Origin of the sequence: Haloarcula salina (assembly GCF_010119195.1) — an archaeon.
Classification (GTDB): Archaea; Halobacteriota; Halobacteria; order Halobacteriales; family Haloarculaceae; genus Haloarcula; species Haloarcula salina.
In genome coordinates this window covers 1-16,801 of the sequence record NZ_WRXL01000003.1, presented here as the reverse complement: position 1 = coordinate 16,801, position 16,801 = coordinate 1, and the positions used below count along the sequence as shown (strand labels likewise).

General features: G+C 67.6%; 17 protein-coding genes and 3 tRNA genes. 11 read left to right on the top strand and 9 right to left on the bottom strand.

All coding sequences use genetic code 11. The features are described 5' to 3' along the window. Window positions 1-14 precede the first annotated feature (14 nt). Both GM656_RS08475 and GM656_RS08470 read left to right on the top strand, forming a co-directional pair. A complete protein-coding gene (locus tag GM656_RS08475) occupies window positions 15-1,547 on the top strand; it encodes an ATP-binding response regulator (RefSeq protein WP_241692730.1) in 1,533 nt (510 codons plus the stop codon). A 55-nt stretch (window positions 1,548-1,602) separates the two neighbouring features. Further along, window positions 1,603-2,043: a hypothetical protein gene (locus tag GM656_RS08470; RefSeq protein WP_162413245.1), complete on the top strand. Its 441-nt coding sequence runs from the start codon at window positions 1,603-1,605 to the stop codon at window positions 2,041-2,043. Between the two features lie 6 nt (window positions 2,044-2,049). Here the strand turns inward: GM656_RS08470 and GM656_RS08465 are convergent, their stop codons facing one another. The 3 genes from GM656_RS08465 to coxB are packed head-to-tail and all read right to left on the bottom strand — an operon-like array spanning window position 2,050 to window position 5,703. Continuing rightward, window positions 2,050-2,316: a cytochrome C oxidase subunit IV family protein gene (locus tag GM656_RS08465; protein WP_162413244.1), complete on the bottom strand. Its 267-nt coding sequence runs from the start codon at window positions 2,314-2,316 to the stop codon at window positions 2,050-2,052. 4 nt (window positions 2,317-2,320) lie between these two features. Continuing rightward, complete coding sequence (locus GM656_RS08460; RefSeq protein WP_162413243.1) at window positions 2,321-4,882, bottom strand: cbb3-type cytochrome c oxidase subunit I; 2,562 nt, start codon at window positions 4,880-4,882, stop codon at window positions 2,321-2,323. Then, window positions 4,879-5,703 carry a cytochrome c oxidase subunit II gene (gene coxB / locus GM656_RS08455; RefSeq protein ID WP_162413242.1) on the bottom strand — a complete coding sequence of 275 codons (825 nt, stop codon included), beginning with the start codon at window positions 5,701-5,703 and terminating at the stop codon, window positions 4,879-4,881. The genes GM656_RS08460 and coxB overlap by 4 nt, the downstream gene beginning before the upstream one ends. A 118-nt stretch (window positions 5,704-5,821) precedes the next feature. Between coxB and GM656_RS08450 the strand changes: the two genes are divergently transcribed. Next, window positions 5,822-6,343: a DUF6789 family protein gene (locus GM656_RS08450; RefSeq protein WP_162413241.1), complete on the top strand. Its 522-nt coding sequence runs from the start codon at window positions 5,822-5,824 to the stop codon at window positions 6,341-6,343. A gap of 97 nt (window positions 6,344-6,440) precedes the next feature. Next, entirely contained in the window at window positions 6,441-7,166 is a 726-nt protein-coding gene (locus tag GM656_RS08445) for a creatininase family protein (protein ID WP_162413240.1), read from the top strand. 1 nt (window position 7,167) lies between these two features. Here the strand turns inward: GM656_RS08445 and GM656_RS08440 are convergent, their stop codons facing one another. From GM656_RS08440 to GM656_RS08430, 3 genes are all read right to left on the bottom strand, one after another. Continuing rightward, window positions 7,168-7,614, bottom strand: coding sequence for a DUF5790 family protein (locus GM656_RS08440; protein ID WP_162413239.1), 447 nt, complete (start codon window positions 7,612-7,614; stop codon window positions 7,168-7,170). A gap of 108 nt (window positions 7,615-7,722) precedes the next feature. After that, window positions 7,723-8,841: a DUF7544 domain-containing protein gene (locus GM656_RS08435; protein WP_162413238.1), complete on the bottom strand. Its 1,119-nt coding sequence runs from the start codon at window positions 8,839-8,841 to the stop codon at window positions 7,723-7,725. A gap of 96 nt (window positions 8,842-8,937) precedes the next feature. Further along, window positions 8,938-9,285 carry a dihydroneopterin aldolase family protein gene (locus GM656_RS08430; RefSeq protein WP_162413237.1) on the bottom strand — a complete coding sequence of 116 codons (348 nt, stop codon included), beginning with the start codon at window positions 9,283-9,285 and terminating at the stop codon, window positions 8,938-8,940. 73 nt (window positions 9,286-9,358) lie between these two features. On the opposite strand from GM656_RS08430, the gene azf reads away from it, so the two are divergent. Further along, the gene (gene azf / locus GM656_RS08425; protein WP_162413236.1) at window positions 9,359-10,132 is read left to right on the top strand and encodes an NAD-dependent glucose-6-phosphate dehydrogenase Azf; all 774 of its coding nucleotides are present in this window, start codon (window positions 9,359-9,361) and stop codon (window positions 10,130-10,132) included. Window positions 10,133-10,383: 251 nt separating this feature from the next. On the opposite strand, the gene GM656_RS08420 is transcribed toward azf, so the two are convergent. Next, complete coding sequence (locus GM656_RS08420; protein WP_162413235.1) at window positions 10,384-10,995, bottom strand: DUF309 domain-containing protein; 612 nt, start codon at window positions 10,993-10,995, stop codon at window positions 10,384-10,386. 205 nt (window positions 10,996-11,200) lie between these two features. Then, a tRNA-Arg gene (locus GM656_RS08415) sits at window positions 11,201-11,273 on the bottom strand. 257 nt (window positions 11,274-11,530) lie between these two features. On the opposite strand from GM656_RS08415, the gene GM656_RS08410 reads away from it, so the two are divergent. From GM656_RS08410 to GM656_RS08395, 4 genes are all read left to right on the top strand, one after another. Next, a complete protein-coding gene (locus tag GM656_RS08410) occupies window positions 11,531-11,878 on the top strand; it encodes a hypothetical protein (RefSeq protein ID WP_162413234.1) in 348 nt (115 codons plus the stop codon). A gap of 168 nt (window positions 11,879-12,046) precedes the next feature. Further along, a complete protein-coding gene (locus GM656_RS08405) occupies window positions 12,047-13,492 on the top strand; it encodes a single-stranded DNA binding protein (protein ID WP_162413233.1) in 1,446 nt (481 codons plus the stop codon). Between the two features lie 55 nt (window positions 13,493-13,547). After that, window positions 13,548-13,985 (top strand): histone, encoded by a 438-nt coding sequence (locus GM656_RS08400; protein ID WP_162413232.1) that lies wholly within the window; start codon window positions 13,548-13,550, stop codon window positions 13,983-13,985. Next, a complete protein-coding gene (locus GM656_RS08395; RefSeq protein ID WP_162413231.1) occupies window positions 13,986-14,993 on the top strand; it encodes a histone deacetylase family protein in 1,008 nt (335 codons plus the stop codon). It abuts the gene before it with no gap. On the opposite strand, the gene cca is transcribed toward GM656_RS08395, so the two are convergent. Next, on the bottom strand, window positions 14,972-16,366 hold the full coding sequence (cca, locus tag GM656_RS08390) for a CCA tRNA nucleotidyltransferase (RefSeq protein ID WP_162413230.1): 1,395 nt from the start codon (window positions 16,364-16,366) through the stop codon (window positions 14,972-14,974). The two genes, GM656_RS08395 and cca, sit on opposite strands and share 22 nt — an antisense overlap. A gap of 96 nt (window positions 16,367-16,462) precedes the next feature. Here cca and GM656_RS08385 point away from each other — a divergent pair. Together GM656_RS08385 and GM656_RS08380 are read left to right on the top strand one after the other, a co-directional pair. After that, a tRNA-Asn gene (locus tag GM656_RS08385) sits at window positions 16,463-16,535 on the top strand. 134 nt (window positions 16,536-16,669) lie between these two features. After that, window positions 16,670-16,744 (top strand) — tRNA-Ile (locus GM656_RS08380). Window positions 16,745-16,801 lie beyond the last annotated feature (57 nt).

Below are 16,801 nucleotides of genomic sequence, written 5' to 3'. Positions count from 1 at the left end.
CCATGCGTAGGCCCATGGGTAGCGAGGTGGGGGACCCCGTTTCGGTGCGGTACGTCGGCGGGGGTTGGAACGACGACCGAACTCGGCGGGCGGTCGAGGTGCTCGAATCTGAATCGGCGATTCGCTCCGTCCAGCGCTCTCCGACCACGGCCGACGCCATCGAGCGGTGCGCGTCGGTGCCCGTCGACTGCGTGGTCTGTGAGTTCGACGCGCCCGCCGTCGACGGTCCGTCCGTGCTGGACGCCGTCACCGATGGGATCCCGTTCGTCGCGGTGTTCGACACCGGCGACGGGTCCCGAGCAACCACTGCCCTCGAACGCGGAGCGACCCGGACGCTTCGCCGGCCGGCCGACGCGACGAGATGGCCGGCGGTACTGGTCTCGACGGTCCGAGACGCCGTCGAACAGCGTCGCCTCGTCGAGCACTCCGGCGACGCCGAGAAGCGCTACCGCTCGCTGTTCGAGAACAATCCGCACATCATCTGGGAGGAGGACTACTCGGCGAGCAAGCGCCGACTGGACGAGATCACGGCGCGCGTCGACGACCTCGAAGCCCACCTCGAGACCAGCCCCGAGGTCGTCCGCGAACTGATGGCCGACATCGACATCATCGACGTCAACGAGAACGCGCTGGCGTACTACGACGCCCCGTCGAAGGAGGCGCTCTTGACGAACCTCGATCGGGTGTTCACCGACGCGGCCTACGAGTCGGCCGCGGGGATGTGGCTCGCGCTCGCCGACGGCGAGAGGACCTACCGCTGGGAGACCGTGGGGCGGACGCTGTCGGGCGAGCGCAAACACGAGATCATCGAACTGAACGTCCCGGCGGAGTACGCCGACACCCTCGAACGGGTGTATCTGACGGCGATGGACATCACCGACCGGAAGCGCCAGGAGCGCGAACTCCAGCGACAGCGCGACCGCCTCGACGAGTTCGCGAGCGTCGTCAGCCACGACCTCCGGAACCCGCTGACCGTCGCCGAGGGCCACCTCGACCTGGCGATGGAGGACTGTGACAGCCAGCGCCTGGCCGACGTGGCGCGCGCCCACGATCGGATGCGGTCGCTCGTCGACGACCTGCTGGCACTGGCCCGCGACGGCCGCCTCGTCGACGACCCGGACCCAGTTCCGCTGTCCGTGGTCGTCGACGCGTGCTGGGACAGCGTCGAGACCGGTGCCGCGGCGCTCGTCGTCGACACCGACCGGACCGTCCGCGCCGACGAGGTGCGCCTCAAGCAGTTGTTCGAGAACCTCATCAGGAACGCGGTAGAGCACGCAGGGGATGACGTGACCGTGACCGTGGGCGACGTCGACGAACCGGACCGATGGGGCTTCTACGTCGAGGACGACGGCCCCGGAATCCCGGCCGAGGACCGCGAGGCGGTCGTCGACGCCGGGTACACGACCGTCGAATCCGGGACGGGGTTCGGGCTGGCCATCGTCAAACAGGTCGCCGACGCCCACGGCTGGGCGCTGACGATCACCGAGTGCGAGGAGGGCGGTGCTCGCTTCGAGGTCACCGGCGTCGACGTCGTCTCGCTCGGCTGACGACCGGGGTCGTGGGAGGTAAACGATTATTGCCTAGCATCATGTATGTCACCACATGTCAACCGCGTACCTCGCGAGCACGGCCCTGATGGGCGTACTCGCGGTAGCGGTGGTGGTATGGATGATCCGCGGCCGCGGCTGGTATCAGTACCGCCCGACGGACTCGACAGGCGACTGGTCGCCGGCGCTAAATCGCACGGGCCGCCTCGAAGCGATGGCCGGCCGCCCGATGACCTGGGTGGTCGCCTTCGCTGTGCTCGTCGTCGGCTTCGTCCTCGGCGTCGTCGCAGCCATCTCGGGCCCCGTCGAGAGCCAGGCCACCGCCGGGCTGGCGGTGGCAGTCGCCGGCGGCCTCGTCCTCGGCGGCTACCTGCTGTTTGGCGTCTATCTCTCGGCCACACGCCGGGGCCACCCGCGCTCGCTGGCCGTCGCAGAGTCGGCGACCGTCGCCGGCGCGCTCTTTCTCGTCGCGGTCAGCCTCCAGTTGCTGGCCTGACCGCTCTCACAGTATCGAGTACGCCGCCGCACCAGTGAGGGCGAGGGCGGCGACGGTGCCGCCGACCACGAGGTACGTGACGGCTCGCGGTTCCCAGCGCAGGTGCTGGTAGTAGGCGGCGACGCCGACGGCTTTGATCACCGACAGCACCATGATGACGGCGAAGGCGATCCAGTACGCGCTCTCGACGAGGCCGGCGAACTCGACGACGGCCTGCGCGGTCGCGAACGCGAACAGTACGACGTATATGACGGTGTATCCTTTCCAGTCCATTGTTCTAGAGGATGTAAAACAGCGGGAACAGGAACAGCCAGACGATGTCGACGAAGTGCCAGTACAGGCCGAAGTACTCGATTGCCCTGTCGTCGCCCTGGTAGGCCCCGTTCCAGGCCCGGACGGCCATGTACGCACAGATGATGAGCCCGATGGTGACGTGGGCCCCGTGCAGTCCCGTCGTCAGGTAGAACGTCGACGACGCGATGTTCGTCGAGAGGTTCCACCCGTTCGGGAACGCCTCGCTGTGGATGTGGAACAGGTGCTGCCACTCCAGTCCCTTGTTGATGAGGAAGCCGACGCCCAGCGCGAACGTCCCGACGAGCGCGGCGACAGTGCCGCGCTTGCTCTCCCGTTCGGCGGCGACCATCGCCAGCACGACGAGGAAGCTCGATGTGAGCAACAGGTACGTGTTGATGAGGCCGGGCATCGTCACGTGCTCGGCGGGGATGAGGTCGTGGTGCCAGGCCGTCCAGCCGTAGGCGACCCGGACGAAGGCGTACGAGCCGATGAACGCCCCGAAGAGGACGATGTCGCTCGCGAGGAACGTCCACATCCCGAGCTTCATCTTCTCGACCGACGAGAAGGGCCAGCGTTCCGCGATGGCCATCTCCGGCGCGTGGAACGGCTCGCGGGTCATCCCGAACAGCGACCCGAACGTCACGAGGCCGCCGATGGCCGCCATCGACAGGTACACGACGCTCCCCGTCCGCACGCCCGAGAGGCCGAGGAACGTGACGAAGCCCCCGAGGCTGACGAGGAACGGCCAGAAGCTCGCGTGGCTGGCGTGTTCTTCGCCGGCGGTCTCGTGGGCCGGCTCCATCGCGGTGGCCGTCGCCGCGGCCCTGGTCGTCACGGCACCGCCGTCGGCCGCGGTCCCGCCGTCAGTCGCGGCGTGGCCGTGACCGGCCCCGCTCGCGCGCTCCGTCCGCTCCGCCACCGTCTCGTCGTCGAGGAACTCCAGCTTGCCGGTGGCGTAACTGGGGACCCCGGGGAAGTTCTCCAGCGGCGGCGGCGAGGATACCGCCCACTCCGCGGAGGTGGCGTACGCCCAGGGGTTGTCGCCGGCGTCCTCGCCGCGCCAGAGGCTGACGAAGAGGTTGTAGAACATGAGGAGGAAGCTCGCACCGAGGATGAATCCGCCGACGGTCGCCATCGAGTGCCAGATCTGGAGGCTCTCGGGGTAGACGAACACCCGCCGCGGGGTCTCCCAGGCGATGAACATCGGGAAGTACAGCAGATTGAAGCCGAGGAAGTAGACGCCGAACTGGATCTGACCCAACCGCTCGTTGTACATCTTCCCCGTTATCTTGGGATACCAGTAGTACAGTCCGCCGAAGAGGGCGGTCGCGCCCGCGACCATCACGTAGTGGAAGTGCGCGACGACCCAGTAGGTCCCGCGGAACTGGTAGTCGAGCACGATGGCTCCGAGGAAGACGCCGGTGATGCCGCCGATGATGAACAGGATGAGCGCGCCCAGCGAGAACAGGAACGGCGTGGTAAAGCGGACCCGCCCCTTGGCCATCGTGTAGATGAGCGAGAACACCATCAGGTCGAAGGGCAGGGAGATGCCGATGGTGGTCGCCATGAAGATGGTCTTGATGGGGAGGTTGATCCCGGTCAGGAACATGTGGTGCATCCAGACGACGAAGCTCTGGATCGCCACCAGCACCATCGAGATGATGAACCACTTCCGGCCGACGAGCCGGCGGCCCGTGAAGGTCTGGAAGCACTCGGCCATCACGCCGAGCGCGGGGAAGAAGACGATGTACACCTCCGGGTGGCCGAAGAACCAGAACAGGTGCGCCCACAGCAGCGACGCCCCCGGGTTGTCGGCGTCGGTCGCCATCGTCGTCCCGTCGATGGAGTACTGGAAGTAGGTCGTCCCGAGGATGTGATCCGAGGCGAGAATCATCAGCGCGGCCAGCAGCGCCGCGAACGCGAACAGCATCATCCAGACGGTGAGGTTGATCGACAGCGAGAAGATCGGGATGTCTCGCATCCGCAGGCCCTCGGCGCGCATGCGGTACATCGTCGTCAGGAAGTTCACCGATCCGAGCGTCACGGCGGCGGTGAACATGATGAGCGCGAGCACGACCGAGGTCGCGCCCAGCCCTTCGCCGGGGATGTAGGCCGGCGTGTTCAGCGGGGCGTACATCGTCCAGCCCCCGGCGAACGTCGTGCCCTGGAAGAATGAGACGCCCATCAGGAGCCCCGAGAACAGGTACAGCCAGTACGACAGCGCGTTCAGGCGCGGGAAGGCGAGGTCGTCGGCCCCGATCTGGAGCGGGACGAGGTAGTTCGCGAACCCGAAGGCAAAGGGCGAGATGAACCAGAACACCATCAGCAGACCGTGTGTCGAGACGGCCTGATTGTACCCCATCTGTCCCAGCAGGTCAGCGCCGGGCGTGATGAGTTCGAGGCGGAACAGCAGGGCCAGCACGCCGCCGAAGACGAGGAAGAACAGCGCGGTGATGAGATACAGGACGCCGATGTCCTTGTGGTTCGTCGTGAGGAACCACCGGCTCACCGACGACTTCGGCGGGAGCCCGTGGTCGTGGCTCACGCGCCGACACCTCCCGCGGTCGCGGCGGGCGCGGCGCTCGCGGTCGGTGCCGCGAGGTCAGCCGACTCGGTGGCGGTCTCGGTCCCGTTCGCCGCCGTCTGGTTGCCGCTCCCGGTCGAGCCCTCGGTCCCGTTGTACCACGATTCGTACTCGTCCTGGGGCAGCACGCGGACCTCGGCGATCATCAGCGAGTGGCCGCTACCGCACAGCTCGTAGCACTTGGCCTCGTAGGTGCCCGTCTCGTTCGCCGTGAACCACGCCGAGGTGTACTGGCCGGGGATGGCGTCGGTCTTGACGCGCAACTCCGGAATGCCGAAGTTGTGGAACACGTCCCGCGAGGTCACCTGTAATCTGACCACCCGGTCCTGTGGCACGTACAGCGTGTTCGTCGTGTGGTTGTTCGGGTAGGCGAACTCCCATCCGAAGCGAAAGCCCTCCACGTCGATTTCGAGCGCGTCCGTCTGAGCCGGATCCGGTCCCTGCTCGATGTAGAGCAACTGCGAGTACGTCCAGGCGATCAGCGACACGACGATGATGGCGCTGATGCTGAAGGAGTAGAACACTTTCCGGCCGCCCGAGCCGCCCGTGGGCATCTCGCCCATCTGGGGGCGTTCGACCTTGTCAGCGTACGGGTCCGCGCCCCCGTCGTCGCGGTACTTGAGCGCGTGGTACATCGTGTACGCCACGACGACGACGCCGACTGCCGTCCCCAGCAGGAGGAACACCTCGAAAATTTGGGCGAATACCTCACTGGGGGCCCTGACACCGCCACCGTGCAAGGGGAACACTGCCGCGGTGTGTGATAACACGAAACTCGGCATTTCCTACATGATTATTTCCAACAGGTATTAGGTATTGTGGACCACTCGGTGTCCCCTATAACTCTCGACCCCGACATCTGCGGGAACTTTTTTATCTACTGGTATGTTACGACACACCATGGAAGATACGTCCACCGGCGTCGACGACCCCGTGTCCGACGATTCGCTCACCGACGCCGAGGAGTTCGACAGCCTCGCGGGTATCCTGGCCGACGGCGTCGTCGGTGCGGCCGGCGGCCTGGTCGGGACGGCGATGATGACGGTCGTCTTCCTCATCGCGCAGTCCGTCGGTGCGTTCAGCCTGTCCGACTTCGCCGTCCTCACCGAACTCGTCGGCCTGACCGGCTACGTCCCCGAAGTCCTGTTCGGCTTCTTCATCTTCCTCGGCGGCGGGATGTTCCCCTGGCCGCTGCTGTTCGCCTCGCTGAAGGCCTATCTCCCGGGCGAGTCCGACGCCGTCAGCGGCGCGTTCTTCGGCGCGGCCATGTGGACCGGGTTCGTTCTGGCCTTCTACACCGACCAGTCCGGCCTCGCGCTGGCACTGTACGCCGTCCTGACGCTCGTCGCCCACGTCGTCTACGGCGTCGGCCTCGGGATGGTGTTCACCTACTTCTCGACCCGGCCGGACTCCATCGTCTGAGGCCCGCCGCGGTTCACTTGCCACTGCGCTCGCCAGCGGCGAGCGTCGGCCGCGCGTGACCGCTACGCTTGTGTCCCCGGCGGCCACACCGACGGGTATGCACTTACGAGCGGCCACGTGGACGGACGCCGACGCCGTCGAGACGGACCTCGCGGTGCTGCCGGTCGGGAGCACCGAGCAACACGGGCCCCACGCGCCGCTGGGGACGGACGTGCTGACCGCCGAGGCAGTCGCCGACGCGGGCGTCGAGCGCTACGACGGCGAGGTCGTCGTCGCGCCGGCGGTCCCGGTCGGCATCGCCGAGGAGCATCGCCACTTCACCGGGACGCTCTGGGTCGGCGAGGACACCTTCCGCGACTACGTCCGCGAGACGGTCGCGAGCCTCGCCCATCACGGCTGGGACCGCGTCGTCGTCGTCAACGGCCACGGCGGCAACGTCGCGGCGCTCCGGGAGGTCTGCGCCCGCATCACGCGCCACGACGACGCCTACGCCGTCCCCTTCACCTGGTTCGACGCCGCCGACGCCCCGGACATGGGCCACGGCGGACCGGTCGAGACGAGCCTGCTCCAGTGTGTCTATCCCGACTTCGTCCGCGAGGACCGACTGGACGAGGCCGCGGCGGGCGGAGCCGACGGCTGGGGCGAGTGGGTCAGCGGCGTCAATCTGGCCTACGACTCGGCGGAGTTCAGCGAGAACGGGACGGTCGGCGACCCGCGCCAGGGCGGGGCCGAGCGGGGAGAACAGCTACTGGACGACGCGAGCGAGGCGCTTTCGGCGCTGCTCGCGCGCGTGGCTGACCGGGACCTGAACGACCGGGACTGACTCAGGCTTCCGCCTCGGCCTCGCCGTCGCCGTCGGCCTCGGCGTCCGCGCCCTCCTCGTCTTCGAACTCCTCCAGCGTGCTGCGGAGCTGCGGGATCGTCGCGGTCAGGTCGCCGACCTGCTCGCGGGCGTCGTCCACGTCGTCGACGAGGTCGGCGATGGTCTCGATCTCCTCGGCGAGGTCGTCGGCGTCCTCGAAGGCGTCGGCGCGCTCGCCCATCGTGTACCACTTCTTGGCGTCCCGCAGGTGGTCCTCGGCGTCGCCCACGTCGAGGGCGGTCTTGAGCGCGTTGAGGACGCCGAGCGTGTTGTCGGCCTCCACGTCCCAGACCGCGTCGGCCTCGGGGAGCGCCTCGCGGGCCTTCGCGAGCGACTCCTCGACGTCCGTCCGCATCTCGTTCGCCGCCTCGCCGAACAGTTCGTCGTCGTCCAGACTCGTTTGACTCATGCCAACCGGTTCGATCGGTACGGGGTTAAAAGCCCGCCTGAAAGTGAAAGTGAAACCGCAAGACGTGGGCGGATGGTCGATCGCGAAACCGAAAACCCAGTCAGGCGGTCAGGCCGAGCGAATGTCCGCGCGCACCTCGGGGATGGGGTCGAGGTCCGTGTCGATGTCGCCCAGCACGAGCATCGCGTAGTACCGCAGGAACGTCGTCAGCGGTACCTGGATCAGCGCGCCGACGACGACCAACGCGAGGAAGCCGAGCGTGCCGACGATGCCGACTGCCGCCCACGCCAGCATCCCGCCGCCGCCGAGCGCGAGGAACAGCACCAGCCCGAGCAGGCCGAACGGGATCAACAGGACGATGAGTGCGATGACTCCGAGGATCGCCTGGAGGATGCCGACGCCGATCTGGAGGACGATGGACAGCCCGAAGTACGCCAGGTACTGCTTGGGCTCGGCTTTCATCGAGCCCCAGAGCCGGCTCCACCCCGAGAGGACGCCGTCGTCGCTCGCCGTCATCATGGGGACGACGAACACCGTTGTGAAGCCGAAGACGACGCCGTAGCTGACGGCGAGCACCGCGAACACGACGATGAACAGTCCCGACAGCGCGAGGATGCTCGACGCCCCGACGTTCGCCATCTCGCCGCCGAGCGCGAGGAAGAACACGGCCGCGCCGATGGCGAGGGCGACCCCGAGCCAGACGACGCCGAGCGCGAGTCGGAACAGGAACAACTGCACGCCGTTCCCGACGTGGTCGCTGAAGTACCGCCGGACGTGTATCTCGCGGTCGATGAGCGCCTGCGTCAGCACGAACTCCATGAAGTTGCTCAGGATGCCGTAGACGAGCGCGAGGAGGACGATCAGCCCCAGCAGCGCGAAGACGACGAACCCGAGGCCGGCAAGGGCCTCCGTGGGCACGTCCGAGGGGACGCCCGGCTCGGAGACCTGCAAGAGGGCGTCGCCGGGCAGTCCCGCGACCGATTCGAGCGGCGCCGACAGCGAGAACTCTCCGCTCGCCGAACCGCCCCCGCTCCCGCTCCCCGGGCCGCCGTTACCGAAGTCGCCGACGTTGCCGAACGACTGGACGTTGTTCAGACCGCCGCCGCCACCGCCGATGAAGAACACGACGAACGCCAGTTTGAGCCACGTCCACTTCTCGAACGGGAAGAGGAACGCCTTCGTGGCGTCGATAGCGTCGTCGATGTCGTCTACTGCGTGGAGGGCCATGCAAACAGAGACTCACCTGCCTGTCGCGTAAAATTTTCGGAGGGATGACAGTGATTCAGCCGCTCGCGACCCACTCTCTCCGCTTGGCCCCTGCCGTCACTCTCGCACGGCGTCGACCTGCATCAGCGGGTAGCCGTCCGCCATCGCCATGCTCGTCTCGACGGTGACGCCCTCGTAGTCGATTTCCATCGCGACGTCGAGCAATCGGCCCGTAAGTTCGGTGTAGTCCGCGCCGGCGTCGTCGATGGCCGCCGCGAGCGCCTCCTCTTTCACCGAGACCGTGACCGACTCGCAGTACGGCTGGTTCTCGATGGCCTCCTCCATCGCCGTCGCCAGCGAGTCGGCGCTGTCGGGGCTGATCGGCGTCCCGGCGAACTGGTGATACAGCGAGCCGAACTTGATGCCCGCCTCGAAACAGGCGGTCTGTGGCGTCGTCGGGTCCATAGCGTCGGATCGCCGGCACGACACAAAAGCGAACCGCAAGCTACCTATTGGGGGCGGCGTATCTTACACTCGAATGGACGACCCGGTTCTGCTCACCGGCGCTGGCGGCGCTGTGGGGGCGGCCATCCTCGAAGGCATCGGGGACGCCTACGAGTGGAAGCTCATGTTCCACAGCCCGCCCGCCGAGGAGCCCGACCACGACTACCTCGTCGGCGACGTCAGTAGCGAAGACGACGTGGGAGCGGCGATGGACGGCGTCGGCGCCGTCGTCCACCTCGCCGGTGACCCCCGCCCGGAGGCCCCCTGGGACTCCGTCCTCTCGAACAACATCGACGGGACCCAGAAGATGTACGAGGCCGCCGTCGCGGAGGGCGTCGAGAAGTTCGTCTTCGCCTCCTCGAACCACGCCGTGGGGGCGTTCGAGACCGACGAGCGCACGCCGGAGATGTATCGCACCGCCGACGACTACCGCCTCGACGGCACGGAACTGCCCCGCCCCGGCAACCTCTACGGCGTCTCGAAGGCCACCGGAGAGGTCCTCGGGCGCTACTACCACGACGAACACGACATCTCCGTCTGCAACATCCGCATCGGCAACCTCACCCGCGGCCACCCGCCGATCGACTACGAGCGCGGACAGGCGATGTGGCTCTCCTACCGCGACTGCGCCCACATCCACGAGTGCGCGCTGGAGGCCGACTACGGCTTCGAGATCGTCTACGGCATCTCCGACAACGACCGCAAGTACTACTCCATCGAGCGGGCGAAGGACGTGCTCGGCTACGATCCGCAGGACAACTCCGCGCACTTCGACGGCGACGAGCGCGTCGCCGAACCGGACGCCTGAGTATCACTCTGAGCACAGAGTAGACGATGGTTGATTTGTTGTATACCGGTACAAAAGCAGGGGAGACAGTAATCGCTGGAATGGCCGGTGGATTAGTTTACAGTATAATCTCCGAAGAAGTGGTGGGTTTTGGCGATCTCATCGGAATAGTTGGTGCCTTTCTCATTCTGACTTTCTTCTTCTATTTATTACACTGGTGGTACGAACGACAGCGTGGTGAGCCGTTCCGCTAACGCCGGTATCAGAATTATTCAGTCGAACAGCCCGCGCACGTCGTCGTCTTTCTGCCGCTCCCGCTGGACGTGGTCACGCAGTCGCTGATAGACCACTGGTCGCTGGTCGCGCTCGCGGACGAACGAGAACAGCATCCCCACGAACCGCTCGCCGCCCTCCCCACCGAGTTCGTCCCGCGCATAGTCGACCGCCGTGTCGACGACATTCTCGTCGTAGCCGTCGGCTTCGGCCAGGACACCGGCGGCGACGGCCGTCGCCTCGAAGTCGAGCGCGTCGTAGTCCAGCGCCTCGCCCTCGTGTGTCAGCACCGGCGGTTCGACTCGCCCCGCAAAGCGCGGGTCGGCCGCCGTCTCGGCGAGGAGGGCCCGCACGTCCGCCAGCGCGACGCCGCGGTAGGGGTCCGGGAGATCGGCGAGGTACTCGCCCGCGCTCTCGGCCAGGCCCTCCGCGCCGGACCAGTTCTCCCGCGTGGCGTGGTGGACGACCGCCGTGAACTGGATGAGGCCGTGGAGAAAGCGCTCGTCGTCACCAGAACCGAGGACCAGCCAGTAGTCCTCCCACGCGTCGTGTGCGGCGTGGTAGCGGCCCTCGTTGTAGACGGCGATGCCCGCCCGGAGATGGTCGCGCATACTCGGAGATTGACCGCACAGTCGGAAAACCACACCGACCCACCGAGCGCGGCCGGTCGTGAATGCAGTGACCGTCCGGACGGAGATTTGAACACGTCGAGAAATGCTCGCTTCGCTGCGCGTTCCTCGTCTGCTCACATCTCCGCGTGGCGTTTCACCGACGCAGTTGCCTCGCTGTCGCTCGGCGAATTGCGTCGGCAGGAAACGTCCGGACGGAGATTTGAACTCCGGTCCCTGGCTCCGCAAGCCAAGAGGATAGTCCACTACCCTATCCGGACTCATATCGAGAGAGGGTGGTCCCTCTAAAAAGGGTGACGGTTCGGCCACCGCCACGCGACGGGTGGACACACCTCGCTGAAAGGCGCGTTTGAGCCACCGACAGGACCTTTCACGTACCCGCACACCATCGAGTATGAGACGGCGACAGTTCGTACGGTCTGTCGGAGCGGCCGGAACAGCGGTGGTCGCCGGCTGTCTCGACGGCGGGCCGGGGTCCGGCGAAACGCCCACGGGGAGTCCGGCCGAAGGGCCGAGTGTGACCGACACCCAGTTCACTGTCACCGGACGCGCCTCGGGCACGCAGGCGAGCGACGCGACCGTCACGTTCGGGGACGGAACGGTCGTCGCCGAGGGGACCATCTGGGGCGCCAACGGCTGCAAGACGGCGGAACTGGCCGGCGTGTCGTACGACGGCGACGCCGACGAACTGACGATTGCAGTGGCGACCACCGACCGCGAGGGAGCGGGCGACGGCTGTACCCAGGCGATCGTCGAGATCGACTACCGCGCGGTCGTGACGGTCGACGGTGGGCTCCCGGGCTCGGTCACGGTCACGCACGACCACGGCGACGGGCCGACGACGGCGGCGACGGCGACGCGCTGAGTGTCGGCCCTCCCTTCGCGTGACCCCGGCCGCGGCCGAGCGTTTATATCCCATCCCGCGGGCAGACGGAGGTGATGGACCACCGGACCGCGAAACCGACGGACAGCGGCCGTACGACCGCCCAACGACAACGCTTAAGCGCGCCCCAACCTTGCGTCCCATAGATAGATGGGTGCGATAGAGGATATCTACGCGGATCTCGAGACGGACGTCTCCGAGGAGGAGTTCCGCGAGGCCGTCGAGGAGAAGGTCGAGCAGATGGGTGGGCTCGCGGACGAGGAGACGGCCGCGATGTTGCTCGCCCACGAACTCAACGAGAACGAGGTCAACGCCATCGCCGACGTCGAACCGGGGATGAACGAGGTGAAGTTCCTGGCGAAGGTGCTGTCGGTCGGCGACCTGCGCACGTTCGAGCGCGACGGCGAGGACGAGGACGGCCGCGTCATCAACATCGAGGCCGCCGACGAGACCGGGAGCGTCCGGCTGGCGTTCTGGGACGGCCAGGCCGTCGACATCGACGACGGGGGACTGGAGGTCGGCGACGTGCTGCGCGTCAAGGGCCGGCCGAAGGACGGCTACAACGGGCTGGAAGTGTCCGTCGACAAGGCCGAACCCGACGAGGACGCCGAGATCGACGTGGAGCCGGGCGGCGGCTCGTCCATCGACTCGCTGACGATGGGCCAGTCGGACGTGACGCTTCGGGGGCTCGTCCTCGACACCGACTCGATCCGGACGTTCGACCGGGACGACGGCAGCGAGGGACGGGTCGCGAACCTCACGCTCGGCGACGAGACGGGCCGCATCCGGGTCACGCTGTGGGACGACCGGGCCGACCGCGCCGAGGAACTCGACGCTGGGGCGGCCGTCGAAGTCGTGGACGGCTACGTTCGCGAGCGCGACGGCGCGCTGGAACTGCACGTCGGCGACCAGGGCGCGGTCGACGAGGTCGACGAGGACGTGGCCTTCGAACCGGAGGCGGACGCGATCGAGCGCGTCGAGATCGGCGACACGGTCGACATCGCCGGCGTCGTCCGCTCGGCCGACCCAAAGCGGACGTTCGACCGGGACGACGGCAGCGAGGGCCAGGTTCGCAACGTCCGCATCCAGGACGCCACCGGCGACATCCGCGTGGCGCTGTGGGGCGACAAGGCCGACGCCGAGATCGCGCCGGGCGACGAGGTGCTGGCGGCCGACGTGGAGATCCAGGACGGCTGGCAGGACGACAAGGAGGCCTCCGCCGGCTGGCAGTCGACGGTCGTCGTCCTCGACGACGGCGCGAACCTGAACACCGGCGGTGCAGCGCCCGGCGCGGACGCCGACGACTCGGCGAACGCCGGCCTCTCGTCGTTCGCGGACGGCGACGGCGGGGCCGCTGACGAGGCGTCCCAGAGTGCGGATGCACCCGACGCGGGCACCACGGGCGACGCCGCCCAGAGCGCGGGCCAGCAGGTCGAGTTCACCGGCACCGTCGTCCAGACCGGCGACCCCGTCGTTCTCGACGACGGCGAGCAGACGATGAGCGTCGAGACCGGCGAGCGCGTCCAGCTCGGTCAGGAGGTGACGGTCCGCGGCGAGCTCCGCGACGACCGCCTCGACGCCGAGGACGTGTTCTGAGTCGCCGAGCGGCGCTACGGAAACTCTTAAGACCGCAACACTCCCGGGTTTGCGTATGAGTGTCGAGCTACCGTTCGCCCCGGTGGATGCAGTCATTCGACGGAACGCGGACGGACTCCGGGTGAGTGCCGATGCTGCGGAGGAACTGGCTCGCCGGATACAGGACCACGGGGCCGCGCTGGCCGTCTCGGCGGCCGAGGAGGCCACGGCCGACGGCCGGAAGACGCTGATGCCTGCCGACTTCGGTGTCGAGGGGGTCCCGGAGAAAGACGGACTCGAACTCCCCGTCGCCCCGGTCGACCGCATCGCCAGGCTCGACATCGACGACGACTACCGCGTCGCCATGGACGCCCGCGTCGCGCTGGCGTCGATCCTCGAAACGTACGCCGACGACACGGCCGCGGCGGCCGCGGCGTTGGCCCGTCACGCTGACCGCCGAACCATCAAGGCAGCGGACGTGGAAACCTACTTCGAACTCGCCACGTACTACTGAATGAACTTCGGCTACCGCGAAGTCTGTCTGGACCACGACACCGGCCCGCGACACCCCGAGAGCCCTGACAGACTTCGAGCGATACGGCGCGCGCTCAAGGAACACCACGGCGTCGAGTACGTCGCCGCGAGCGACGTCGACGTCGACCTCGTCACCGAGGTCCACGGGGCGGACTACATCGACGAGTTCCGGACGTTCTGCGAGGAGGGCGGCGGGAACTGGGATGCCGACACCGTCGCCGTCGAGGCAACCTGGGACGCCGCGCTCGCCGCCGCCGGACTCGCCGTCTGGGCCGCTGAGTCCGCGCTCGCCGGCGACGACGGCCGCGACACGCCCTTCGCGCTCGGCCGACCGCCGGGCCACCACGCCGTCGGCGACGACGCCATGGGCTTTTGCTTCATCAACAACGTCGCAGTCGCCGCGCAGGCGGCCCTCGAAGCCGACGCGGAGCGCGTCGCCGTCTTCGACTGGGACGTCCACCACGGCAACGGCACGCAGGACATCTTCTACGACCGCCCGGACGTGTTCTACGCCTCGATCCACGAGGACGGACTGTACCCCGGCACCGGCGACGTCGACGAGACCGGCACGGGCGACGCCGACGGCACGAACCTCAACGTGAAGTACAAGCCGGGGGCCGACACCGCCGACTACCTCGCCGCCATCGACGAGTGCCTCGCCCCGGCGATCCGCGACTACGACCCCGACCTGCTGCTCATCAGCGCCGGCTTCGACGCCCACGAACACGACCCCATCTCCAGAATGCGCGTCTCGACCGAGGGCTACGGCGCGATGACCGACCGCGTGCGCACGCTCGCCGACGCCTGCGGGGCCGACCTGGGCTTCGTTCTCGAAGGCGGCTACGGGCTGGACACGCTCGCCGACTCGCTGACCACCGTCCACGAGGTGTTCGACGGCTACCAGCCGATGGAGCCCGACGACGAGGTCAGCGACGACGCCCGCGACGTGCTCGACGCGCTCGCCGATCAGGGCTTCGGGTCGAAGTAACGGGCCAGTTCGACGCCGAAGTCGTCAGCCAGCGCTACGACCTCGGTCCCGACCAGCAGGTCGTAGCCGTCGGCTAACGCCGATTCGACGTGCGGCCCGAGCCCCACGTCGAAGACACGGTCACTCGACAGGAACTCGGACGCGCTGGTGAACTCCCGCGGTCGCTCGACGACGTACCGGTCGCCGTCGATGAAGGGACCGGCCACGTCCGGGTCACTGTCGTACTTCTCGTAGAAGCCGCCGGCGTGCTCGCGGACGTGGACCGGCGGCCCCTCGTGGCGCTCGACGGCCGGGCGTTCGGAGACCGTGAGTTCGATGAACAGGACGGCGTCGCCCGTTGCGGTCCCGGATCCGGCGGAATTTCTGGCCCCGTCCGTGGCGAACGCCGCCGCCCGGAACACGTCGAATCCGCGGCGGTCGAGTTCGCCCCGCAAACCGTCGAGCGACTTGCGCAACTGGGGCCAGAGCTGATCCTCCACCACGTCCGGGGCCGCAAACCGGAGCGCGACCGGCGTCGTCGCCCGTCGGTCGACGGCCGCCTCGACTGCGCTCGCGTCCAGCGGCTCGGGCTCGCGAGCCGTGAACAGGGCGGTGTGCGGGTCGTCGAGCAGGTCGCGGGCGTAGTGCTGGAGCCGGGCGACGTTGTCGGTCGAACAGACAGCCGCGACGTTTCGCTCCGGGTCCGTCGGGTCGATAACCACCAGCGGGTCGTCGAAGGTCGCCGCCCCGTGGTCCGCCGGGTCCAGCCGGACCGGCGGGTGCCAGTCCGCCGCCGCCTCGATCAGCCCGCGAAAGCCGCCGTACTCCAGTACCAGCAGCTCGGTCAGGTAACCCGAGAACCCCCGAGTCCGCAGATCGCTCCCGTACGCGCCGATGCCCTTCAGGAACTGCTTGGCCACGCGCACGTCGCCGGCGCTGTCTTCACCCAGTCGCGCCGCCAGATATCGCGTGTGAAATGGCGTGCGGTCCACCGCCGACTGGATCTCCGTGGCCGATTCGACCGCGTAGCACGGGACCAGATCGACGGCGTAGCCGTCGCGCTCGCCGACGACGTAGGGGTGCTCGGCGTACTCCTCGCGCCCCTCCGGCAACACCGCGTGGCCGACGGTCAGCCCGTACTCCTCCAGGGTCTCCCGGTCCAGCGACGGCGGGAAGCAGACGAACACGTCCACGTCCCGGTCGCCGGCGGTCCACGTCCCGCGGGCCGTCGATCCGACCTGGACGACCTCGGCGTCGACCGGCAGCTCGGCGATCGCCGACTCGGCGTCGGCCATCACGGCGTCGGCGACCCGCTGTAACCGCGCTCGCTCGTCGCCGGTGGGCGAGATCCGCTCTCGAACCGCCTCGACGACGGCGTCGAACTCGTCGCTCATACCGCCGGCTACTCGCAGAGTGCGTGAAAGCGTGTCGATGCCGGCCCGAAGCGAAAGCCCTAATTACCAACTGTGGCAAGCACAGTATGCGTACGAGCCGCCGTAGCTCAGTTGGTAGAGCACCTGGTTGTTACCCAGGTTGTCCCAGGTTCGAGCCCTGGCGGTGGCGTCGTTCTCTCTCTCTCTCTCGCATTCATCACGGTTCCGTTTCGCGAAGTGCTTCTGTCGACGGCGGCTTCGCAGTCGAAACCCCCTGACTCGGACCCGACAGGCTAAAGACGAACACTCCTGAAGCACCGATGAGGGCCCTTAGCTTAGTCTGGTTAAAGCGATCGGCTCATAACCGATTGAGCGCTGGTTCAAATCCGGCAGGGCCCATCCCGCTTCTGCCCGTTTCATGACCGAAACAGTTCGGCAGCATCAGGTACACGAGCG